Here is a 22,654-nt window from a genome sequence, read left to right on the forward strand (position 1 = left end):
CCGGGGAAGCCGGTGCCGGTCACCCCGCGTGCGGGGTGCGAGCGGCTCGCCGGGGTCACGGCCCGCGGCGAGCCGTGCGGCCGGCCGTGGCCGCACAGGGCCCGGCCCCACGTTCCACCACACCGAGGTGAGGGACGGCGGCAGGACACCGGCGGCACGACGCGGGCGGCGGCCCGCCCGTGTGCGCGGGCCGGGGTCCTCCGCCGTGCCGGCACCGATCTCCGACGTGCCGGCGCGGGCGCCGGCGCCCTACGCGGTGGCCGGAGCCCGGCCGCCGGCAGGGAGGCTGACATGACTCTCCTGGTCGCTCCGTCCGAGGAGCCGGTCGATCTCGAAGACAGGAAGCAACTGCGTGGAGCGTTCGGGGCGTTCCCCACCGGGGTCACCGTGGTGACCGTGGGCGGGGACGCTCCCCGGGGCATGACGGCGAACTCGTTCACGTCCGTCTCCCTGGAGCCGGCGCTCGTGCTGGTCTGCGTCAACCGGGACGCCGTGATGCACCGCCGTCTCGAAGAGGCGGCCACGTTCTCGGTGTCGGTGCTCAACGCCGGCCAGGAGTCCGTGGCGCGGCACTTCGCCGACCGCTCGCGGCCGGCCGGCGCCGGGCAGTTCGCTGCGGTCGGCTGGGTGCCGGGCCGGGAAGGCGACGCCCCGCTGATCGCCGGTGCCGTGGCCCAGCTCGAGTGCGAGAAGTGGCGGGTGTACGACGGTGGTGACCACACCATCTTCCTCGGCAGGGTGCTCGCGGCAGCCAGGTGCCCGGGTCATGAGGCGCTCCTCTTCCACGACGGCAGGTTCCGCCGGGCCGTCCCCGAGCCGAGTGAAGGCAGGGCAGCATGAGCGTGTACCCGCCCGGGCCGCCCGCCAGGGACCTGCCGGGGCTGCTGAGGAAGCTGGCCGTGGACCGGCTCGGCCTGATGAGGGACGCGGCCGCCCTCGGAGACGCGGTCCGCGTCTCCATGGGTCCCAAGAAGCTCTACGTCTTCAACCGGCCCGACTACGCCAAGCACGTGCTGGCGGACAACGCCGCCAACTACCACAAGGGCATCGGGCTCGTGGAAGCCCGGCGCGTCCTCGGCGACGGCCTGCTCACCAGTGAGGGTGAGGTGTGGAAGGCGCAGCGCAGGGTGGTGCAGCCTGCGTTCAAGCCGGGCCGTATCGCCCAGCAGGCGGACGCCGTGGCGGAGGAGGCCTCGAAACTGGTGGCGCTGTTGCGCTGTCACGAGGGTGCCGGCCCCGTCGACGTCCTGCGTGAGGTCACCGGGCTCACCCTGGGGGTGCTCGGCCGCTCCCTGCTCGACAGTGACCTCGGCGCGCACGCATCCGTGGCGCACTCCTTCGAGGCGATCCAGGACCAGGCCATGTTCGAGATGGTCACCCAGGGGCTGGTGCCGAACTGGCTGCCCACCCGGGGGCAGCGCGATTTCCGCAGGGCGCGCCGGGAACTGCACGGTGTGGTCGACTCCCTGCTGTCCGACCGTGCCGCGCGCATGGCCGACGGGGAGGAGGCGGACGACGCGCTGTCCCGGATGATCTGGGCGGCGCGCCGGAATTTCGGCCCGGAGGCGGCCCGCGACCGGCTGCGGGAGGAGCTGGTCACCCTGCTGCTCGCCGGGCACGAGACGACGGCGAGCACGCTCGGGTGGACCCTGCATCTGCTCGACCGTCATCCCGAGGCGCGGATGAGGGTCCGCGAGGAGGCCGTGCGTGTGCTGGGCGGGCGCAGTCCGGAGGTCGACGACCTGCACCGCCTCACCTACACCACCATGGTGGTCCAGGAGGCCATGCGGCTGTATCCGCCGGTCTGGGTGCTGCCGCGCGTCGCCCAGCGGGAGGACGAGGTCGGCGGCTACACCGTCTCGGCCGGGGCGGACGTCCTGGTCTGCCCCTACGTCATGCACCGTCACCCGGATCTGTGGGATGCCCCGGAGGACTTCGACCCCGAGCGGTTCGAACCGCAGCGGGTCGCCAGGCGGCCGCGGTACGCCTACATCCCGTTCGGTGCGGGACCGCGGTTCTGCGTCGGCAGCAATCTCGGCATGATGGAGGCGGTCTTCGTGACGGCTCTGGTCACCCGCGACCTGGAGCTGCGTACCGTGCCCGGGCACGAGGCGGTCGCGGAGCCCATGTTGTCCTTGCGGATGCGCGGGGGTCTGCCGATGACGGTCAGTGCGGTGGGCTGATCTGCGTGCGGCGGCAGTCGGGGCGGGACGGCCACGCGACACGGTGGCCGGCCCGCCCTTTCGGTGTGCGTGTGCGGGACGGGCCGGGGAGGAGGGGTCGTGAGGTGTCAGAGGGCGGTCCGCTGCTCCGACACGGCGGTCACGTCCAGGATCGCGATCAGCAGCGGCGGGTCCAGTGCGTCCTGGGGGCGCAGGGTGATCTCGGCCGGTTGCAGCAGGGTGCCCGGGCGTACCGTCACCGGGCCGTACCGTCCGACGGAGAGCAGGCCGGGGGTGGGCCGGCCGAAGAGTTCGTCCTCATGGCTGTAGGGCACGGAGTGGACCAGGATGTGCCAGGTGCCGGCCGGGACGTCCTTCAGTTCGAAGGTGCCGGGTCGGTCGAGGATCGTCCAGCGTGCGGGACGGCCCTGGCGCACACAGCTCGGGAACGCCCCGACGAAGATAGGGCCGGGCGCCGCACCGGGTGAGAGGGCGACCCGGCCGCGCAGCGACATGCTGTGTGCCACGGCCGAGGCGGCTGCCGTCGTGGCGGGTAATTTCGGTAAGGAGGCGTCGAGTTCGCGGTAAGCGCGCGGCGAGATCCCGACACAGGCCTTGAAACGGGAGCTGAAGGTGCCGACGCTGCTGTAACCGACCAGGCTGCTGATATCGGCCACACTGAAATCCGTGTCCCGTAGGAGTCTTTTCGCTTCCTGCATCCGCAGGGCGGAAAGGAAACGCCCCGGGGAGGTCCCCGTCGCTTCCCTGAATATGCGGGTGAAGTGGAATTTGCTGAACATCGCGGTGCGCGCCAGGTCATCGATCGTCAGGTCCTGGCCGAGGTTGATGTGCATATAGCGGATGACTCGGCGGACAGCGTGCTCGACGGTCGTCGTGGTCACCGTGATCCTCCGGGGTGGCGCGGCGTCAACGCCGAGGTGGCTGAGTCGGGCATGTCCGTGGCGCGGGTGTCGACGGTGTGCTTGCGCCGGGACATGTCCTCGGCGAAGCGGCGCCAGGCGTCCGAGCAGTGCCGGGCGAGTTCGGCCACGGGTTCGGTGGCGTGCGGGGGGACCGCGTCCGCGCGTTTTTGCCAGGCCTCGTCGACGATGAAGTGGGTGTGCAGCCAGCGGATGAAGTCGCGTCCGCTGTCCGAGTGGCGCAGGGACGGGTCGTTGGCGAGGCTGCGCAGGCTGTCCAGGGGTCCGCGTGAGCGGGGGGATATCAGGCCGGCCTTGGGGGTGCGGGCGGGCACGGCGGCGCGGGGGCGGTCGGGGACGGCAGGTGCGGCTGTGCCGGGTGTCTTGGGCGCTGGGGTCGGTGTGCTGCGCGCGGCGGCCCGTACGGGCTTGCTCTGCCGTCCGGGCGGCACCGGGTTCTCGCCGCGCAGGAGCCGTCGTCGCACGTCGTGGGCGGTGCCGAGCGAGAGGCCGGTCTCCTTGACGACGGCCCGCAGTGACAGTTCGGGATCGCTCGTCATCAGCTCGGCGGCGTGCAGACGCTCGGCGGTGCGGTCGAGGGGGTGCGCCTTGCCGTCGGTGCCGGTGCGGGTGTTCAGTGCGGGAGATCCCGCGGTTGAACACTCCCGGACCGATGCCACGGTCTTCGCGTCGAGGCCCGCGTAGGCGGCCACGGCGCGGTCCGACAGGCTCGGGTGCGAGGCGAGGATCCGCCAGGCGGCCGTCTTGCGTTCGGCCACGGACAGGGGCAGGCCGTTCGCGATGTTCGCCGTCACCGATCGCAGGAAGACCTGGTCCTCGGCGCCGTCGAAGTACTGGACGTCGACGGTGTCCAGGCCCCGCAGCACGGCGGCACCGATGCGGTGCATGCCGTCCACCACCCGCCGGGTGGGGCGGTGCACGAGCACGGGCGGCAGCAGCGGGTAGATGGCCGAGAGCCGGCGCACATGAGCCTTGTCGATGCCCTTCAGACGCGGTGAGTCCGCGGGGACGAGGTCATCGATCCGCACGCGGTGCGTGGTGCGCGCGGAGTGCTCCGGTACGGGCTGTGAACCGCCGACGCCTTTCATGTTTCCTCCAACATGAGACCGAGATGCACTTCCGCGAGCGCGGATGCCAGCGCAGGAAAATGTCACGTGCGGCTGAGGAATGTATCCGGAGGGGCAGCCTAGTGACCGTGGGCCAGGCGTAAGAAATCATGCGGAACCGACGCGTCAACTATGGGTAGTTCAATTCGCTCCCGCTGCGACTTAGGGCAGTTGCTTGAACGCACCGAATCGACGTAACTTCCTTTTGCGCCGCAAGGGCGTTCCCCTACAAAGCGGCAGAATGGAGGCCGAGTTGAGTAACCATGGGACGCATGTGGCGCTCAGTGGTGAGTACCGCACCATGACTCTCGAGGCGTACGCGGACACCATCGTTCCGGGTGAGAAGCGCTGGGCCGGGGACCGTGCCGTCGCCGGTGTCGCCACCGGCGGCGGCGCGGTCCAGGCCGGTGCGCTCGACCTGCTCGCCTGGGACGCCACCGGGGTCCACGACGGACTCGACGAGCTGACTCGGCTGCTGAACGGCCACACCGAGGCCTACGCGAAGGAACGGGGCCTCACGCTCGACCAGGACGTGCCCCCCTTCGTGGCGCTGGGGTACGAGGACCGGGCCGAGCTGGTCGTGCGGCTGACGAAACCCGGTCACCCGGAGAAGGAGTTCTGGGTGATGCTCGCGCTGTTCTGCAACATGGCCTTCGACTCGGCGGCGCATCTGCCGACCGCCCGAGCGGTCGAGGAGGGCCACCCCGGCCTCACCGCGATGGGCATCGGCAGGCCCGACCCGGACGGCCTGTACCGCTTCCGCGACTTCGGCTACGGCCGCGCGTTCGCCCGACTGCACCCCGACACGACGTCCACCGGGAGCCCCGCATGACCGGCACAGCCGAACGCACGGACGTACTCGTCATCGGCAGTGGTTTCGGCGGCGCGATCGCCGCGTACCACCTCGCCGCGGGCGGCGCCGCTGTCACCGTGCTGGAGCGCGGCCCCTGGCTGGAGAGCAGCGAGTTCGAGCACGACTACAAGCTGGGTTCCTCCTACACCCGGGCCTTCGACTTCACGGTCGGCGACGGGATGAGCGTCCTGGGCGGCAACTGTGTCGGTGGTGGCAGTGTCGTCTACTTCGCCGCGATGCCGCGGGCACCCCGCTTCGTCTTCGAACGGCACGGCTCCATCGGCCGGCGGATGTGGCCCGAAGCCGTCAGCCGCGACACCCTCGACCCCTGGTACGACCGGGTGGCCGAATCGCTGTCCATCACCAAGCAGGAGTGGAGCGACGTCAGTTACGCCGGCGGACTGTGGGCGGCGGCCTGCGATCACGCCGGCCGGACCGCCAATCCGCTGCCGGTCGCCATCGACAACTCCAAGTGTGTCAACTGCAACTTCATGATGGCCGGTTGCCGCTTCGAGGCGAAGCAGTCCCTGCTGGTCAACTACCTGCCCGCGGCGCTCGCCCACGGTGCCCGGATACGGCCGCTGCACGAGGTGCAGCGGATATCGCGCACCGAGGCCGGCGACTACCGCGTGCACTTCGACATCGTGGACGAGGAGGACTACCGCATCCACGTGGGACAGGGGACGATCGAGGCCAAGATCGTGGTCCTGGCGGCGGGCGCCGGCGCGACACCGGTCATCCTGCAGCGCAGCGAGGCCACGCTCGGCACCATGCCCCGGTCGGTGGGCCGGTACTTCTCCGGCAACGGCGAGCGGCTCAACACCGCCGTCATCGACGAGGACAAGGCCGCCGAGATCCTGGGCCTGGACCGCGGGAACGGACTGGCCTACGCCGCCAACCACATAGGCAAGGGCCCCACGGTCGCCAACTGGGACCGGCTGGACGCGTCTCTGCCCGAATACTCCCGCTACTCCCTGGAGCAGCTCTACTTCCCGCCGGGTCTGGGGACGATCCTCGCCCAGGTGGCCGATGCCACGGGGCCGGCGTGGTTCGGTCCGCAGAAGAAGGAGATCCTCAAGCGCTGGAGGTCGTGGCTCACCATCTTCACGATGATCGAGGACGACAACGAGGGAGTCTTCGGCCCGCCCCCCGCCACCGGCAACGCCCACCGCATCTCGCAGCAGATGCTCGGCAGGGGAAGCCTCAGCTACGAGCCCACCCACAACACGTGGAGCGCCTGGAGGAAGTCCGACGCCGAGGTCAAGGAGATCCTGGAGAAGGACGGCCTGGCCAAGGTGATGCCCTGGACCAACGACCTGATCGGCGCTTACACGGTGCACCCCCTCGCCTCCTGCCGCATGGGAGACGACCCGCACACCTCGGCGCTCGACGACCGCAACGAACTGCGCGGCCACCCCGGCATCTTCGTCACCGACGGCTCGGCCGTCCCGGGTGCCCTGACCGTGAATCCGGCCATGACCATCGCCGCGCTCGCCGAGCGCGCGATCCCCGGGATCGTGCGTGCGGCCCAGCGCAAGGGGGTCGCCGTGACCTACGGCGCGCCGGCGCCCGACGGATCCCGCAGCGCGCGCAGGAACGTCCTGCCGCTGCTGCCGTCGCTCACCGGCAGGTAGCCCTCCCCCACCGGGACCCCGGCACCCACCGCACCCTGGCGGTTCCCCCGTGCCCGCGAGGGGGGACCGCCCGGGGGCGGACATCTCCACCGAGTGAGTTGCTTGAAGAAACACACCGCATGTCACAGACCACGCACAGCGAACGAGGGGTGAACACCATGTCCGACTACTTCGAGTACCGCCACACCGTCGGCTTCGAGGAGACCAATCTGGTCGGCAACGTCTACTACGTGAACTACCTGCGGTGGCAGGGCCGCTGCCGGGAGCTCTTCCTCAAGCAGCAGGCGCCGGCGGTGCTGCGCGAGGTGCAGGACGATCTCAAGCTGTTCACGCTGAAGGTGGACTGCGAGTTCTTCGCCGAGATCACCGCCTTCGACGAGCTGTCGATCCGGATGCGGCTGGCCGAACTGGGGCAGACTCAGCTGGAGTTCACCTTCGACTACGTCAAGGTGACCGAGGACGGCGGTGAGGTCCTGGTCGCCCGCGGCAGGCAGCGGATCGCGTGCATGCGCGGCCCGAACACCGCGACGGTCCCCGCCCTCATCCCGGGCGCGCTGGCCCGGGCGCTGGAGCCGTACACGGCCCGGGCCACCGTTCAGACCCTCCCGCTGGCCGGTCACGCCGCCTAGCGCTCTTCTTACGGCCCGGTGGGTTGCTCCACAGGACTCGCCCGGCTTCGGCACCACCCCTTTCCGCAGGACTTGCCGCATGAGTGAGTCCTTCTCCCCGGACCAGTGGGTTGCTTCGAGGAACCCGCCCCCTCACAGGCAGAGGAGCAAGCAGATGACCGCCCTGAACGACGTGCTCAAGGACCTGTCCGCCGAGATCGACGAGGTCGCCCGTCTGGTCGAGAACATCGACGACGAGGCCTGGAACGCCCCGACGCCCGCCCCGGGCTGGAGCGTCGCGGACCAGATCGCCCATCTGACCTTCGTCTTCACCCTGGCCAGGTCCGCTGCCGCCGACCCGGAGGGCTTCAAGGCCATGACCTCCGGGGCCTCGGAGAACTTCGACGGCGCCGTCAACTCGGCCCTGAAGCAGTTCAACTCCTTCCCGCCCGAGGAACTGCTCGCCCGCTTCCGGGCCGGTGGGGAGGCCTCGGTGGAGGCGCTCGGCCGGGTGCCGGAGGACTCGTTCGTGCCGTGGCTGGTCAATCCGCTGCCGCCGGTCGTCCTCGCCTGCGCCGGGATCATGGAGCTCTTCGCCCACGGACAGGACATCGCCGACACGCTCGGCGTCCGCCGGGAGCCCACCGGCCGCCTGCTCCACCTGGTCAACTTCGCCTGGCTGACGCGCGACTTCGGCTACGAGTCCCACGGTCTGACTCCGCCCTCCGAGCACTTCCGCTTCGAACTCACCGCTCCCTCCGGCGAGCTGTGGACCGTGGGCCCCGAGGACGCCGAGCAGACGATCAGCGGGCCCGCCCACGACTTCTGCCTCCTGGTCACCCGCCGCCGGCACCGCGACGACCTCGCCCTGACGGCGACCGGCGTTGACGCGGAGCAGTGGCTGGACATCGCCCAGGCCTACCGCGGTCCGCACGGCGAGGGCCGGCAGCCGGGTCAGTTCGCGGCCCCGGCGGCGTGAGGGGGACCGACCGTACGGACCGGGCGGCCGGGGCGTAGCGCGGGCCTGCGGCCGCCCCGGCGCGGGCGGGGCCGGGGGGCGTCGGTCCGGGCGGTCCCGCGGCCCGTGCCGGGGTACGCGTCCTCCCCTCCCCCGCCGCCCGGGCCTGTGGCGCCCGCACCCCACCCGAGACACACGCTCGTCAAGGAGGAGACCATGACCAGCACCGGCCTGCGGCGCGTTACGGTGATCGGATGCGGGCTGATCGGTACGTCCATCGCGCTCGCACTCACCCGGGCCGGAGTCGACGTGGCCCTGGAGGACCGTGACCGAAGTGCCCTGGACCATGCCCGCCGCAGGGGGGCCGGGCGGGAGCTGACCTGGGCCACGCCGCCCGCGGACGTCGTGGTGATCGCCACCCCGCCGGCCACCGTCGCCGACGCCCTCTACACGGCGCAGGCCCGCGGGCTCGGCTGCGCCTACACCGATGTCGCCGGCACCAAGAAGATCATCTGGGCGGAGGCAGAGGTGCGCGGCAGCGACCTGATGGGCTATGTCCCCGGGCATCCCATGGCGGGCCGGGAGCAGGCCGGCCCCGGTGCGGCGCAGGCGGACCTGTTCGCCGGGCGGCCGTGGATCCTGTGCCCGTACCCCACCGTTCAGCCGGAGGCCCTGGAGGCGGTCGACGCGCTGGTGTCGCTGTGCGGAGGGCGCCGGCGGGACATGACGCCCGAGGAGCACGACGAGGCCGCCGCCGTGGTCTCGCACGTCCCCCAGCTCGTCTGCTCCGTGCTGGCGGCTCAGCTCGCCGATGTCGACCGTGAGGTCCTCGCGCTCGCCGGCGCCGGTCTGCGGGACACGACGCGCATCGCGGGCAGCGACCGGCGGATGTGGAGCGACATCTTCGCCCAGAACCCGGAGGCGGTGGCCGACGTGGTGGACCGCATCGCCGGGCAGTTGTCCGCCGTGTCGGGCGAGTTGAGGGATCACAGCAGTGACGGGTCGGCCCTGGTCTCCGATCTCCTCGGCCGTGGGAACCTCGGCCGGACCGCCCTGCTCGAGGCCGTGGCGGCCGGCGGGGCGCCGGAGGCGGTGCACGACGGTGGTGGCGCGGTGCGCGAGGCGTCCACGGACCCGGCGCAGGGCGGTGCTGCCGGGGAGGACGCGGCCGCCCGGGGAGCCGGCACCGGCGCGGCGGCCGGGGCCCGGGGAGAACCCCCCGCCGGTCGAGGGGCCAGGGGTGAGGAGGCGGCCTCCGGCGACGCCGGTGCGGGGCGGGCTCCGGCCGCCGGGCATGTCGCCGCCGGTGAGGGGGGCGGGGATCCGGACGGAGGCCGCGGGCGGCGGCCGCCCGGGGACGAGGCGGAGCGTGCGGGACTGGACGGGTGGATCCTGCCGCTCTCCGGCACCCGGTCCGTCCCCGCGCACCTGGCACCGCGCCGTGCGCAGCACGGGCCGTTGAAGGTGCGTCCCGGCAGGCCGTCGGGGCCGGTCCCGCGCATCCACCGGTTCGCCGGCTGAGCGGGGCGCTCCGCCCCGGCTGCCCCGCGCCGTTCGTTCCCGAAACGGCGCGGGGCACGTTCGTGCGGGGGCCTGCGAAGGGGTCGCGTGGGCGGCCGCGCGTACCCGCAGGGGGCGTTCGTCGTGCCGGCCGCTGCGGGGCGGGCGCGGCTCAGGGCGAGGTTCGGGTGGACGCCCGCGTCACGAGGGCGTGGGGGCCGGTGCGAAGCGGCGGCCCACACAGAGCGCGGCCGACAGTGCCGCCCACGACGTCAGCTCGATCAGCTCCCGGTCGGTGGGGTGCTGTTCGCGGAAGAGCAAGACGTCGGCGTCGGTGATCTGGTAGCAGGCGAACGCGCTGAGCAGCGCGAGCCGCGCCGTCGGCCGTTGGGCCGCGGGCAGGCCTTGGACGGCCTCCTCCAGCCAGGCGCGGCGCAGGCCCATGGGGCCGCCGTCCCACGTGGTGAGGCGTGCGTCCAGGAGGTCCCGCACCGGTTGCGGCACCCAGTGCGCCGCGCCCCGCACCGCGCCGGCGGCCCGGCCGAGCGCCGCTGCCACGGCCCCGTTCGGGGCTGCCCATTCGAGGCCGGCCGGCAGCGGTGTCTCGGGCAGCAGGTCCAGTGACGCGCCGGGCCGCAGCGGGACGTCGCCGACCGGCCGCATCGACCGCGTGGCCGCGCGCAGGATCGGACCGCGCAGAAACCCGGGCGCCCGGTCGGGCACGGGTGAGTCGGGGAGGTAGATGCTGACCATGCGGTTGATGTAGTGGAAGGTGACGGCCACGCCGTAGAGCTCGGGTGCCTCCTGCGGGCCGAACGGCGGCCTGGCAGGCGGTTGTCCCGGTGCCGGACGGAGTCCGCCGGCACCCGCCCAGGCGCCGAGGGCGTCGCGGTCGGCGGCGGCCGGCAGGTCCGGGAGTTCCCGCAGGGTGCTGTGGTGGACGTCCACGCAGTACGGGCAGGAGTTGGCCCGTGACACCTCGGTGGCGACGACCTCCTTGGCCGCGCGGCCCACCCGCCCGTCGACCAGGAGGGTCTCGCGCAGCAGCAGCCAGCTCGCGGCGAGTACCGGGGGTGCGGGCGAGTGCAGGGCCAGTGGCGGGGCGAGCACCCCGAAGTCCCGCTCGATCTGTGCGTACACCCGGGCCACCGGCTCCCGGGCACGCCCCGGAGGGACGGCCCGTACGTGCCGCACGTCCTTGAGCGCACCCCGCAGCACCGTTTTGACGACGGGCCTCATGTCACACACCTCCTGAATCACGCGCGGCCCGGTTCGGGACCGCGTCCGCGACCGCCGGACCACCGGTTCCGGCCCGTGACCGGGCCGTGCTCACGGTGTGGCGGCCCCTGCCGCGGCCGGGCGCACACGGGCGGACACCGGCGGACACGGTGTCACCGGCTGCTGCCGTCGGCGTGTACGACCCGGCGGGGGCGCGTGAGCGATCCTCCCCGGTCCTCACCGTCCGCCGCATCCTCCGGGCTGCTGCGGAACGGGGTGCGGACCGTGCGCACGGCGTGTGTGTATGCCGTCCGGTGGCCGTCCGGCCTTCCGTCCTCGGGGGCGGGTCCGGCCGCGGCGGGGGCCGGCCTCGGGCCGGCCGGCTGGGCGTCGGTGTCCACGGGGCCGGCCGGGAGCGTGCCGGGTGCCTCGGGCGGCTCCCAGAGTTCGGGGGCGAAGGTCCCCTGGCCGACGAACATCCGCACCAGTGCCGTGGCGGCGCTCTGCGCGGCGGACGCGGTGTAGGCGTTGGACGCGCGTGCCGTGGCGCTCAGGACTGCCACGGCCGGGGCTTCGCCGGCGGTGCCTGCGGCCGGTGCGCCGGACCCGCCGCCGTGGCCTCCCGATGCGTCGTTCGCTCTCGGGCTTCCTCCTCGCCGTCTGTCGCTCATCTTCCTCACCTCTCTCACCAGAGCCGGGCGTCACGTCCGTCGTGCAGTGGGTGGAAGGCGTGACCGGTCTGCTCGCGACGGCCCCGCGCGGCGGGCGGGGAAGCCTCAGCGCGGCACGACGTTCGCGTACCGGCCGATCGCCCGCAGCACCTCACCCTGTGCCAGGGCGGTGGCCATCAGTTCGACGTCCTCGGCCAGAGGACGGTCCACGCCCAGCATCGGCACCAGGGACCGCACGGCGTCGTAGGCCGCCTGCGCCGCCGGAGCGAGGTCGCCGAACCGGCGGGAGACATCCACGGCCTGGGCGGCGGCCAGGAACTCCATCGCGAGGATCCGGTTGTTGTTCTCCAGTACCTTCCGTGCCCCGCGGACCGCGACCAGGCCCATGCCGACGACATCGTGGACCGTGCCCGTGGAGGGCACGCCCTGTGTGCTGGCCGGGCCGATCGTGCGGTTCTCCGCCACCAGGGCGGCCGCCGGGAACCGCATCCCGGCGAGGCCGTTGTGCAGCGCCGGGTCGGCGGCGGTGAGGAACGGGGGCAGCCCGTGGCCGGGCCCGGCGTTCAGCACCTGCTGGAACTGCCGCTCGGCCAGGACACCGAGCTGGACGAGCGCGATGGTCACGAAGTCCAGGGCGAAGGCGACCGGCTGACCGTGGCCGTCCGCCCCGTGGAAGGCGTCCTGGTCCGGCAGGAACAGCGGATCGTCCTGGGCGGAGTTGAGCTCGCTCTCCAGGGTGCTCACCGCCTGGTACAGGGTGTCCCGCACGGCTCCGACCACCTGCGGGACGGCGCGCAGCGCATGCGCCCACGGGGCGCGTGACCCGCTCGGTGCGCCGCCCGCGGACGGCGTCGTGGCGCCGCCGCGCAGCAACTCCCGCAGGTTCGCGGCCGTGTCGATCTGTCCCTGGTGAGGGCGGGCGAGGTCGTGCCCCGCGGTGAGGCAGTGGTCCGCCGGACCGCCGAGCGCCCCGGTCACCAGGGCTGTGGCGACCTCCGCCTGCCGTACCTGGTCGAGCGCCCGCGCCACGACCAGCGAGCCGAGACCGGTCATCGCGGACGTGCCGCCGGTCAGCGCCCGGCCCTCCTTGAAGCTGAGCCGCAGCGGCCGCACGCCCCGCTCCCGCAGGACCCGCGCCGTCTCCACCCGCTTGCCGTCCAGCAGGACGTGTCCCTCACCGATCAGGGTGCTCGCGACGTGGGCCAGGGGCGTCGTGTCCCCGCCGGCGCCCAGGGAACCGATTTCGGGGACGGCCGGTGTGAGCCCGCCGTTGAGATATGCGGCCAGGCGCTCGAGGATCAGGGGACGCACCGCGGAGTATCCCTTGGCCAGTGAGTTCAGCAGGGTCACGACGACGGCCCTGGCCTCGTCCGAGGCGAACAGGGGTCCCACGCCGGTGCAGTGGCTGCGGATCAGGTTGGCCTGGTGTTCGGCCACCTCGCCGGCGCCGACCCGCACCGCTGCGCCGCGGTCGAAGCTTGTCACTCCGTCGACCGGCACGTCCCGGCGGACGAGGTCCTCCAGGGTCTGCCTGCTGGCGCGCGCCCTGGCCATCGCGCTCCGGCTGAGGCTCACCGCCGCGCCCTCTTCGGCGACCCGGCGCACTCCGCCGACGGTCAGGGTCTCGCCGTCGGCGAAGACGGGCACCATGTCGCTCTGCAGCACGGACAACGCCTCACTCCCTGCATCGTGCCACCGCTCCCGGCGGATGCGTCGGCGGCTGCGCCGTGCCGGTCGCCTGACCCGGCCGGGCGGCGTCGGGCCGGACCGCGCCTGCCCGCCGCGACAGTTCATTCTCGGCCTCGCGCCGATCCGGCCGCGTCTCCTTCCGTGCGCAGTCGGACCGCGGGCAGTGGGAGCAGGCTGGTGTGTCCGGTGGGCGAAGAACCGGGTCAGGCCGTGGCGCCCGGCACCTTGCCGCGGGACTTGAGCAGGCACTCCGCGGCGATCCGCCAGATCGTGGCCGCGAGGTGGATGTTGGAGGACTCCTGGGCCTGCAGAGCGAGCCGCTGCAGCCCGGCCACGCCCGCGTCCTCGTCGCCCTCGAGGATGCGCAGCTGGTTCTCCAGGACCTCGAGCCTGATCCGGCTGCGGTAGGACATCCGCCGATCGGACCGGCCGAGCCGGTCGAGCAGGGCCCGGGCGTCCTCGAACCTGCCCTCGTGGAAGGCGAGGTGGGTTCTGAGGGCGGTCAGCTCGTGGTCTATCGCGGAGGTGCCGCAGAAGGGCAGCGCGGCCTCCGCGTCCTCGATGTACCGCTGGGCCACCTCCGGTTCGGGCGGGAACTTCTGCAGGTGCAGATCGGCCGCGATGAGCCGCAACCGCAGCCACAGCGTCACGTCCTCGCCGCTGTCGAACCGGTCGAGGGCCTGCTCCAGGAGCTCCTGCGCGGGCCCGAAGTCGCCTTGGCGCACCCGTACGGCGACCACGGTCCACATGGCCTCGGCCCACAGCGCGTCGCTGCGGCCCTCGACCAGGACGGCCAACTCGTCGGCGTGCTGCCGGGCGTCCGGGAGCCTGCCCGTCTCCGCCTCCACGGAGACCAGGACGAGCAGGACCGCGGCCAGGTCCTGGGCGGACAGCTCGTTGTCCCGGGCCAGGCGGTGGGCGGTGGCCGCCGCGTCGGCGGCCGGGGCGATCTCGCCGGCCGTGCGCAGCGACCTGGCGAGCCGGGTCAGCGCTCTGCACCGCAGTTCGGCCAGACCGGTCTCCTCGCTGAGCACGACGAGTTCGTGGAGGTAAGCGCGCTCGGCGGCGTTCTCACCGTGCCGGCGCTTCCACGCGGCGAGCCGCCACAGGGCCTGCCAGCGCAGCATCGGGTCCTGCGTCCGTGCCGACTCCAGTGCCTCGGCGAGCTGCTCGTTGGTCTCGTCCGAATCGAGGGAGGTGGCGATCGACAGAATCCGGGCCAGCGAGGTCGCCCGGGGCTCCTCGAACTCCGAAGGGCTCACACCCAGCCGTTCGGCCAGATAGCCCACGACGCGGTCCGTGGGCTGTCGGGCTCCGGACTCCAGGCGCGACAGGTATCCGGTCGACATGCCGTCGCCGGCGAGGGTGGCCTGCGAGAGGCCCCGTTCGGTCCGCAGCTGCTTGAGTCGACGGCCGAAGGATGACTGTTCCAGCACGTGATTGCCCCAATGGTGGATGGACTGCGGAGGTTCCAGCCGGACCACTTGCCACTAGTGTGTCACAGCTTCCTCACCGGGCGTGCCAAACGACACCGCCCCACCACCTTCTTTGGCAAACCCGAGGCGCTCGCAGGGTATGCCTCCCGCCCACGCGGACCCACCGCGTACTCATGGAAGCTTGGCAAATCCATAGGCAAGTCCACTGCCAACACGGGCGTGTCTGACGTACGCTGCTTGGCAACATGGAGGTGCGGGCGCGCCCGGCCACCGTCGCTCTGTGCAGCCGACAGGAGTAGCGAAAATGGCCCCTGATCCCTCTGAAGCAGCAGGTGCGCCGGCCACCGCGTACGACGCCCCGGGCCCCGGTCACTCCACCGACCCGGCCTATGACGTGAGGGACTTCATGGTCCGGGCATGGAGCGAGTTGCTCGGCCGCTCGGACCTCACCGAGTATTCCGACTTCTTCGTCCGCGGCGGGGACTCGCTGCTGTTCTCCCGCCTGGTGAGGCGTGTCGGGCAGGAGTTCGACGTCACGGTGTCGCCGTACGACATGTCATGGCGGAACCTGGGCGATCAGGTCGCACTGGTGCACAGTGCGCGGGCCAGGGAGTGCCGGGAGGGTGCGGCCGGTGACCGGCCGGCCACCCGGTGCGTGACCCGTTCCTGAGGCGGCCCGCCAGGCCGAAGGAGGCTCCGGGCAAGGAGACCGCAGGCGAGGCTGCACGGCACCCGGCTGTCGCGTTGCCGCCGCTCGCCGCCGTTGCGTGCCGTCCCCTCCCCCGTCCCCGTCCCGCGTGCGAACGTGGCGGTCCCTTCTCGCCGGCGCCGGCCGGTGCACCGTCATCTCCCCGCGTGGGCCCGGTCCTCATCACGGCAGGACCTGACACGCACCACCACGATCCGCTCGCGGCGAGGCGTGCCCGGAGACCGGCCCGGGGCGACCTCCCCGTCCGTGCGCCGCCATGCCTTCCACCGCACGGAACGGGCCGCTGCGCGGGACAAGATCCCGCCCATACTGGCAAGTTGCCTAAGTTTGACAAGCGTTTGTCAAACGCGAGGTCAGCTCGCTAGTTTCAGCTTCCGAACGAGCACGGAACCCAGCGCCAGTGGTCGCTTACGCTCATCTCCGAGGAGGCCTCATGTGCACCACCCCGCTCACCGTCCGGCACGCCGCCCCGGGCAGCCCTGCCCTCGAGGGCCCCGACGATCCCGGCGAGCTGGACTGGCCCTGAGCCGACGAGACGGTGGGGGCGCATCACCCACGGCCCCGTGCGCCGCAGCGGCCGCTCCGCTCCCCCGGTGAGGGGAGCACCCCACTGTTCGCCACAGGCTCCGCCCCCCGGGCCCGTCCGGATTCCCGCCCGGGGTCCGGCCACCGTCGACCGTGTGGCCGGGCATGCGTCGCACCGCTCGACGAGACACTGCCGGCACGGGGTGAACCCGCGGGCCCTGCCCGCTCCCTGACGCAACCGTGATCCGGCCGCCGCCCCTGGAGCCGGTTCCGGCAGGGCCGCGCGCCGCAGCCGTCGGACGGACGGCACCGCACCCCGGTTCGGCCGAGCCGGCCGGCCGCGCGCCGCACTGCCGTTCACGGCACTTCGGAAGATGAGCAGCCCGGGGTCCGCGAGGTGGGATGGGACCGGTGTTGAACCGCCTACTCATATGAGACCAGGAGGCGATGGCCGGTGAAGGCTCTGGTGCTGACGGGCGGATTCGGCGTCCGCCTCCGTCCGTTCACGTATTCCACGCCGAAACAGCTCATCCCGCTCGCGAACAGACCGGTTCTGGAGCACGTGATCGCCCACATCCGTGAACTGGGTGTGACGGAGATCTGCCTCCTCACCGGTGACTGGACGGAGGCGATCTCCGCGGCCATGGGTGACGGCTCCCGCTTCGGCGTGAACCTCACCTATCTGCGGCAGGACCGGCCGCTGGGCCTGGCCCACGCGGTGCAGACGGCCCGTCCGTTCCTGGGCGACGACGACTTCCTGATGTATCTGGGGGACAACATCCTCGCCGACACGGACGAGGCGGTCACCACGATCATCGAGGAGTTCCGCAAGCGGCGTCCGGCCGCCGGCCTCGTGGTGCAGAAGGTGGCGGACCCCCGTGCCTACGGTGTGGCCGAGGTGGACACGGACGGCTCGGTGCTGCGTCTGGTGGAGAAGCCCTCGCAGCCACGCACCGACCTCGCCGTCGTGGGCCTGTACTACTTCACGGCGGACATTCACGCGGCGACCGATGCCATCGCGCCCAGCGCCCGCGGCGAACTGGAGATCACCGACGCCGTCCAGTGGCTGATCGGCCGGGGGGACGATGTCGTGGCCCGCCGGTACGACGGCTTCTGGAAGGACGTCGGCCGGGCCGACGACGTCCTGCAGTGCAACCGCCGGCTGCTCGGCGAGCTGCGCACCGACATCAGGGGTGAGATCGACGCGGCCAGCGAACTGCACGGCCGGGTCGTCATCGAGCCGGGTGCCCGGGTGGTCCGTTCCCGTATCGAGGGACCGGCGATCATCGGGGCGGGCACGCTGGTCGAGGACAGCTGGATCGGGCCGGGGACCTCGATCGGACACGACTGCGTGGTGCGCAACACCCATGTGTCCGACTCGGTCGTGCTCCAGGGTGCCTACATCTGCACACCCCGAGGTCTGCGCGGTTCCCTCGTCGGCCGGTTCGCCGCGGTCGGCCCGGGCGAGGAGGGCGACCTGGGCCACCGCCTCGTGATCGGCGACCACGCGCGGATCGAGATGACCGTTGCCTGAGGTGCGGTCCGGGAGACACCCGTGACGGGTGGCCAGGGGCCGCCCCAGGACGCCGGCACGCCGGAGCACCCCGCCGCGGTGGTGGCCGGCCCGGGGCGTCCCGGCTCACCCGCCGCCGCTCCGGCTGCCGCCGGGGAGCGTTGCGCGGGACGTCCCGGCGGCCGCCGGGACCGTGAAACCGGCCGGCACCCGGCGGGCCGGTCCCGATGCCGCGTTCCCCGATGAGCCCGCCGGGTTCCGCTCCCCGCACGGGACGGACGCGGCCGAGACGGCCCGACACACCGCACGACGTGGACATCCGTCCCGCCCGGGCGAAGGACCGCGGGCCACCTGTGCGGCGGGAGGCCGCCGGGCACCGGCCCAAGCGGGAGGCCGGGCACATGTCCATGGTCCGCTGAACGATGCCGAGCGAGGGGCCCACCGGACGATCCGGCTGTCGAGCACACGACGGGCGGTCGCCGCCGAAGGCCGCGTACGCGTCGCGAGCCGTCCCGCGCAGTGCCCGGCCGCCCGCGGCGGCGACAGGCGGCGGTGCGCGGCGACGCGCCCCACCGCCCGGACAGGGGCGGCGGCAACACGCGTGTGGGCGCACGGTGTTCCGCCGGCGCGCGCACCGACGCCGCCCGTCCCGGCACCGTGTCCGGCCCCGCCTTCGCGACGACGAAAGCTGGATCCCCCTCTCCAGGCCGTTCGGCCACACCCCCACCGCTGACAGTGCCGGCCGGACGGGTGGAAAACATCACCGAGGAGTTTCTCTGATGGTAGCCCCGGTGGAGTCCTTGGACTCCCACTCGTTGCTCGTCTTCCTGCTCCAGGTGGGCGTGCTGCTTCTCCTGGCCGTGGTGCTGGGCCGCCTCGCCGTGCGCATGGGAATGCCTCCGATCACGGGGGAGCTGACCGCGGGCGTCTTCCTGGGGCCATCGCTGATGGGATGGATGGCCCCGGACCTCTCCGGCTGGCTGCTGCCGGCCGATCCGGCGCAGCTCCACCTGCTCGACGCGGTCGGGCAGATCGCCGTCCTGCTCCTGGTGGGGCTCACCGGGGCCGAGATGGACCTCGGCCTGATGCGCCGCCGGGGCCGCACCGCCTTACGGATCAGCCTGTCCGGGCTGATCATTCCCCTCGGGCTCGGCATCGCCATCGGTTACCCGCTGGCGCAGGTGCTCTCCCCCGGCAGGTCCGGCACCACGGTCTTCGCGCTCTTCCTGGGCGTGGCCATGTGCGTCAGCGCGATCCCGGTCATCGCCAAGACGCTCATGGACATGAATCTCATCCACCGGAACGTAGGCCAGCTGACCCTCATGGCCGGCATGATCGACGACGCTTTCGGCTGGTTCCTGCTGTCGATCGTCTCCGCGATGGCCGTGGGCGGTCTCGGAACCGATGACATCGCCCTCACCCTGATGCGCATGCTGCTCGTCCTGCTCCTGGCGGTCGTGGTCGGGCGTCCCCTCGTGCGGACCGCCATGCGGCTCAACGCCGGTTCCCAGGAGCGGATCGTCGCGATCTTCACCGTGCTGGTCCTGCTCGCCGCCGCCGGCACCCAGTCCCTCGAACTGGAAGCGGTCTTCGGGGCGTTCGTCTGCGGCATCCTCATCGGTTCGGCCAAGGAGTTCACCGCGGAGCGCACGGCCGGGCTCCGCACGGTCGTCCTCGCCGTGCTGGCTCCGCTGTTCTTCGCAACCGCGGGGCTGAGGGTCGACCTCAGGGCGCTGAGCCGGCCCGAGGTGCTGGCGGCCGCTCTGGCCGTGCTCGTCGTCGCGGTCGCCGGCAAATTCGCCGGAGCCTACCTCGGAGCCCGGCTGAGCCGACTGAGCAAGTGGGAGGCGCTGGCGCTCGGCGCCGGGATGAACGCCCGCGGTGTCATCGAGATCATCGTCGCCATGGTCGGCCTGCGACTGGGGATCCTGGACACCGCCACGTACACCATCGTGGTGCTCGTCGCCGTGGTGACCTCGATCATGGCGCCGCCACTGCTGCGCCTGGCCATGAGCCGCGTCGAGTACTCCCAGGAGGAGCACCTCCGCCTGCACGCGCGGGGCGAGGTCCTCGACGGGCAGCGGAGCTGAGGGACGCCCTGGGCGGGGTCCGCGGGCCGAGAGGCTGTGACGGGCCCCGCCGTGTCCGGGCGGGCGAGCCGCGCGTGGCGGGCGCCCGGAGGGTCTTCGGGTTCCCCGGCTGTCGCGCCCCGCAGGCGTGGGTCCCGGCCCGCCGTCCGCGAGGCCGGCGGGTATCGGGGGCCCGGGGTGGAGCCGTGCGCTCGCCGGACGGGCGGCCGGGACAGGGCGGCTCGCGTGCTGCCGTCCCGGCCGCTGCGGGGAAGCCGGCGGAGCCGGCCGGGCGGTCTCGCGTGCGCGGCCGCGCACGCGCGGCGTGGAGAAGGAGGAGCCGGCGCGGTCCGCCGGAGCGGTTGCCCGCGGCCGGGGGCCGGGCCGGTGGTCTGCCACGGTGGCCGGGCGGCGCGGCGCGTGCCGGGCGGCGGCAACGCCGATGGCACCCGGTAGGTGCGGCCGGCTCTGTTGCCGGCCGCACCTACCGGGTGCCGGTGGGCGCCTTCACGCGTTGCTGCTGGGTGGGTCCGCGGCCGGGTGCCGCACGGTGGCCCGTGCTGCCGAGGTGCCGTCCCGTCCGCCCCGAACCGGTGTGCCTGCGCCGCCGCGTCGTCTTCGGGGGAGAGAGCCGGGGGCAGCGGTCCCGTCCGACGCTCACACGGCCGTGCACGCGCCGCTTGCCCCGCGGTGCGTGCGGCCGGTGCGGGAAGGGAACGCGCCGGACGGCCGTCAGCCCTTGACCGGGCTGGTCTGGCGGCAGACGACCTTCCAGTCGCCGTCGTGCTTGGCGAGCACCCACATCGCCCGGTATTCGTCCTGCGGCGTCCAGGTCTCGGCCCCCTCGGCCACCTGCCCGCCCCGTGTGACGGCGAGCGCGACCTGCGGGGTGAGCATCCTGACCTCCAGGGGCTCCTCGGGGATCCGCGTGCCGCGGTACTGGTCCTGGAATGCCTTCTCCAGGAAGTCCCTGATCTGCTGTCGGCCCGTGAGCTGCTCGTCCCCCAGGAGCAGGCTGCCGTTCTCCGTGAACATGCTGGCGACCGCCTCGGCGTCCTGGGACTCCCATGCGGCCCGGACGCGCAGGGGCGCGGTGTACGCGGCGCCTTCCTCTCCGTTGGAGTACGGACCGTAGTAGCCGGCCCACTGCTTGGCCTGGCCGACCAGCGCCGCCGCCTTCGTCGACATGTGTGTTCTCCTCGTGTGTGGGTGGGGATGGGATCCGGTCGTCACCAGCGCAGGGTCGCGCCGGCGCCCCGCGGGCTGTTCTGGTAGCCCGCCAGCTTCCACTCGCCCTCGCGCTTGACCACGACCCAGGTCGACCGCACCGCCAGCTCCGGGGCGATCTCCTTCTCCCCGGGCGCCAGGATCCCCCCGTGCGTCCGCAGCAGGGCGACCTCGTCGCTCACGAACCGCACGTCGACCGGCTGGCCCGTCACACCCGTCCCCTTGAACGGCCCCGCATAGGCGGCCGCCATGAACGAGCGGATCTCCTCACGGCCCTTCTTCAGCACGTCACCGGGAAGAATCAGAATGCCGTCCTCGGTGAACTGCTCCGCCACCCCGTCCGCGTCGTTCCTCGACCACGCGGCGACCAGGCGCAGCGGAACGCCCAGGGCCTCCTTCTCCCGCTCACTGGTGAACGAGCCGTAATAGGCGTCCAATTCGGAAACCACCACAGACATCACAACCTCCACGTCGACGGGGATCCGGCCCGGATCAGCCCTTGACCGGGCTGCTCTGGTGGGACAGGAGCCGGGGCGTGCCGTCGGCGTCCTTGACGATCACCCACATCGCCCGGATCTCGTGCTCGGGGGAGACGGTGGTACCGCCTGCGGGGATGATCCCTCCCTCGGTGATCACCATGGCGGCGTCGTCGCTGAGGAAGGTCACCAGGAGCGGGCCGCCGCTCACGCGGGCGCCCTTGTAGGGGCCGGCGAAACCCGCGGCCATGAAGGCACGGATCTGCTCGCGGCTGGTGAGCTGCTCGTCCTGCATGAGCAGGCTGCCGTTCTCCGTGAACAGGTCGGCGAACGCGTCCGCGTCGTTGGCCGCCCAGGCGGCCTGGATCCGCATCGCCACCGAGAGGACGGCCTTCTCGTCCTCGGCAGTGAACTCCCGGTAGTACGCGGGGTCTTCCTCGACTCCGTCGGCGGAAAGCAGTTCTGAGGCGTTACCCCATGTGGACACCGCAGTGGACATGTGTGTTCTCCTCGTGTGTGGGTGGGGATGGGATCCGGTCGTCACCAGCGCAGGGTCGCGCCGGCGCCCCGCGGGCTGTTCTGGTAGCCCGCCAGCTTCCACTCGCCCTCGCGCTTGACCACGACCCAGGTCGACCGCACCGCCAGCTCCGGGGCGATCTCCTTCTCCCCGGGCGCCAGGATCCCCCCGTGCGTCCGCAGCAGGGCGACCTCGTCGCTCACGAACCGCACGTCGACCGGCTGGCCCGTCACACCCGTCCCCTTGAACGGCCCCGCATAGGCGGCCGCCATGAACGAGCGGATCTCCTCACGGCCCTTCTTCAGCACGTCACCGGGAAGAATCAGAATGCCGTCCTCGGTGAACTGCTCCGCCACCCCGTCCGCGTCGTTCCTCGACCACGCGGCGACCAGGCGCAGCGGAACGCCCAGGGCCTCCTTCTCCCGCTCACTGGTGAACGAGCCGTAATAGGCGTCCAATTCGGAAACCACCACAGACATCACAACCTCCACGTCAACGGACTCGGACAGGCCTGGCGAACGCTTCTAGAAGAGAGTTGCTCCTCCCTGACGGCCTGGACATCTTTCAAGTTGCCTACCTCCGCCGCCCGGTGCCGGCGCGGGGCGGGCGGCGGCTCGTCGGTGTGAGAGGGGCACGTCCCGCGGGCGGCGTGCGCGCGCGTTCAGGTGCCGGGGCGCATCCCCGGGGGGCGGTGGCGGGCGGGGTGCGGCGGGGGAATCGTTCGTGGCGGCACAGGGCGGCGGGGAGGACCGGGGAGTCGCGGGGGGCCGCCCTCCGGCGGGGCGGGAGCCGACGGCAGCCGGGAGACGGTGTGTCCGGTGCCGCGGCGTCGTCGGGCCGGT

At 72.4% G+C, this 22,654-nt stretch carries 20 protein-coding genes; 10 read left to right on the top strand and 10 right to left on the bottom strand.

From position 1 onward, the window contains the following. Positions 1-291: 291 nt before the first annotated feature. Positions 292-840 carry a flavin reductase family protein gene (locus ACZ6A9_RS31605; RefSeq protein WP_468992750.1) on the top strand — a complete coding sequence of 183 codons (549 nt, stop codon included), beginning with the start codon at positions 292-294 and terminating at the stop codon, positions 838-840. Then, a complete protein-coding gene (locus ACZ6A9_RS31610) occupies positions 837-2,183 on the top strand; it encodes a cytochrome P450 (RefSeq protein WP_468992754.1) in 1,347 nt (448 codons plus the stop codon). Before ACZ6A9_RS31605 ends, ACZ6A9_RS31610 begins: the two co-directional genes overlap by 4 nt. A gap of 107 nt (positions 2,184-2,290) precedes the next feature. Here ACZ6A9_RS31610 and ACZ6A9_RS31615 read toward each other — a convergent pair whose 3' ends face one another. Both ACZ6A9_RS31615 and ACZ6A9_RS31620 read right to left on the bottom strand, forming a co-directional pair. After that, on the bottom strand, positions 2,291-3,064 hold the full coding sequence (locus tag ACZ6A9_RS31615) for a helix-turn-helix domain-containing protein (protein WP_468992758.1): 774 nt from the start codon (positions 3,062-3,064) through the stop codon (positions 2,291-2,293). Continuing rightward, entirely contained in the window at positions 3,061-4,131 is a 1,071-nt protein-coding gene (locus ACZ6A9_RS31620; protein WP_468992761.1) for a ParB/RepB/Spo0J family partition protein, read from the bottom strand. Before ACZ6A9_RS31620 ends, ACZ6A9_RS31615 begins: the two co-directional genes overlap by 4 nt. Positions 4,132-4,510: 379 nt before the next feature. On the opposite strand from ACZ6A9_RS31620, the gene ACZ6A9_RS31625 reads away from it, so the two are divergent. The 5 genes from ACZ6A9_RS31625 to ACZ6A9_RS31645 all read left to right on the top strand — a co-directional run bounded on the left by ACZ6A9_RS31625 (position 4,511) and on the right by ACZ6A9_RS31645 (position 9,783). After that, positions 4,511-5,041, top strand: coding sequence for a DUF5987 family protein (locus tag ACZ6A9_RS31625; protein WP_468992764.1), 531 nt, complete (start codon positions 4,511-4,513; stop codon positions 5,039-5,041). Further along, a complete protein-coding gene (locus ACZ6A9_RS31630) occupies positions 5,038-6,696 on the top strand; it encodes an FAD-dependent oxidoreductase (protein WP_468992767.1) in 1,659 nt (552 codons plus the stop codon). Before ACZ6A9_RS31625 ends, ACZ6A9_RS31630 begins: the two co-directional genes overlap by 4 nt. Positions 6,697-6,854: 158 nt before the next feature. After that, the gene (locus tag ACZ6A9_RS31635) at positions 6,855-7,325 is read left to right on the top strand and encodes an acyl-CoA thioesterase (RefSeq protein ID WP_468992884.1); all 471 of its coding nucleotides are present in this window, start codon (positions 6,855-6,857) and stop codon (positions 7,323-7,325) included. A 154-nt stretch (positions 7,326-7,479) separates the two neighbouring features. Continuing rightward, a complete protein-coding gene (locus ACZ6A9_RS31640; RefSeq protein WP_468992769.1) occupies positions 7,480-8,283 on the top strand; it encodes a TIGR03084 family metal-binding protein in 804 nt (267 codons plus the stop codon). Positions 8,284-8,478: 195 nt separating this feature from the next. Beyond that, positions 8,479-9,783, top strand: a complete 1,305-nt coding sequence (locus ACZ6A9_RS31645) for a prephenate dehydrogenase (RefSeq protein ID WP_468992772.1) — start codon at positions 8,479-8,481, stop codon at positions 9,781-9,783. A gap of 180 nt (positions 9,784-9,963) precedes the next feature. On the opposite strand, the gene ACZ6A9_RS31650 is transcribed toward ACZ6A9_RS31645, so the two are convergent. The 4 genes from ACZ6A9_RS31650 to ACZ6A9_RS31665 all read right to left on the bottom strand — a co-directional run bounded on the left by ACZ6A9_RS31650 (position 9,964) and on the right by ACZ6A9_RS31665 (position 14,776). After that, on the bottom strand, positions 9,964-11,001 hold the full coding sequence (locus ACZ6A9_RS31650) for a carboxymuconolactone decarboxylase family protein (protein ID WP_468992776.1): 1,038 nt from the start codon (positions 10,999-11,001) through the stop codon (positions 9,964-9,966). A gap of 152 nt (positions 11,002-11,153) precedes the next feature. Then, complete coding sequence (locus ACZ6A9_RS31655) at positions 11,154-11,543, bottom strand: hypothetical protein (RefSeq protein WP_468992779.1); 390 nt, start codon at positions 11,541-11,543, stop codon at positions 11,154-11,156. Positions 11,544-11,756: 213 nt separating this feature from the next. After that, positions 11,757-13,316, bottom strand: a complete 1,560-nt coding sequence (locus ACZ6A9_RS31660; protein ID WP_468992889.1) for an aromatic amino acid lyase — start codon at positions 13,314-13,316, stop codon at positions 11,757-11,759. 227 nt (positions 13,317-13,543) lie between these two features. Beyond that, the gene (locus ACZ6A9_RS31665) at positions 13,544-14,776 is read right to left on the bottom strand and encodes a helix-turn-helix domain-containing protein (protein ID WP_468992781.1); all 1,233 of its coding nucleotides are present in this window, start codon (positions 14,774-14,776) and stop codon (positions 13,544-13,546) included. A 304-nt stretch (positions 14,777-15,080) separates the two neighbouring features. Between ACZ6A9_RS31665 and ACZ6A9_RS31670 the strand changes: the two genes are divergently transcribed. The 3 genes from ACZ6A9_RS31670 to ACZ6A9_RS31680 all read left to right on the top strand — a co-directional run bounded on the left by ACZ6A9_RS31670 (position 15,081) and on the right by ACZ6A9_RS31680 (position 19,613). Continuing rightward, on the top strand, positions 15,081-15,446 hold the full coding sequence (locus ACZ6A9_RS31670; RefSeq protein WP_468992784.1) for an acyl carrier protein: 366 nt from the start codon (positions 15,081-15,083) through the stop codon (positions 15,444-15,446). A 1,018-nt stretch (positions 15,447-16,464) separates the two neighbouring features. Then, positions 16,465-17,544 carry a glucose-1-phosphate thymidylyltransferase gene (locus ACZ6A9_RS31675; protein ID WP_468992787.1) on the top strand — a complete coding sequence of 360 codons (1,080 nt, stop codon included), beginning with the start codon at positions 16,465-16,467 and terminating at the stop codon, positions 17,542-17,544. A gap of 758 nt (positions 17,545-18,302) precedes the next feature. Then, complete coding sequence (locus ACZ6A9_RS31680; RefSeq protein ID WP_468992791.1) at positions 18,303-19,613, top strand: cation:proton antiporter; 1,311 nt, start codon at positions 18,303-18,305, stop codon at positions 19,611-19,613. 711 nt (positions 19,614-20,324) lie between these two features. On the opposite strand, the gene ACZ6A9_RS31685 is transcribed toward ACZ6A9_RS31680, so the two are convergent. The 4 genes from ACZ6A9_RS31685 to ACZ6A9_RS31700 are packed head-to-tail and all read right to left on the bottom strand — an operon-like array spanning position 20,325 to position 22,291. After that, the gene (locus tag ACZ6A9_RS31685; protein ID WP_468992794.1) at positions 20,325-20,780 is read right to left on the bottom strand and encodes an SgcJ/EcaC family oxidoreductase; all 456 of its coding nucleotides are present in this window, start codon (positions 20,778-20,780) and stop codon (positions 20,325-20,327) included. A 41-nt stretch (positions 20,781-20,821) separates the two neighbouring features. Beyond that, entirely contained in the window at positions 20,822-21,277 is a 456-nt protein-coding gene (locus ACZ6A9_RS31690) for an SgcJ/EcaC family oxidoreductase (RefSeq protein WP_468992798.1), read from the bottom strand. Between the two features lie 34 nt (positions 21,278-21,311). Then, positions 21,312-21,794, bottom strand: a complete 483-nt coding sequence (locus ACZ6A9_RS31695) for an SgcJ/EcaC family oxidoreductase (RefSeq protein WP_468992803.1) — start codon at positions 21,792-21,794, stop codon at positions 21,312-21,314. A 41-nt stretch (positions 21,795-21,835) separates the two neighbouring features. Continuing rightward, positions 21,836-22,291, bottom strand: coding sequence for an SgcJ/EcaC family oxidoreductase (locus tag ACZ6A9_RS31700; RefSeq protein WP_468992798.1), 456 nt, complete (start codon positions 22,289-22,291; stop codon positions 21,836-21,838). Between the last annotated feature and the right edge of the window lie 363 nt (positions 22,292-22,654).

It is taken from the genome of Streptomyces sp. NPDC041124, from assembly GCF_055592385.1.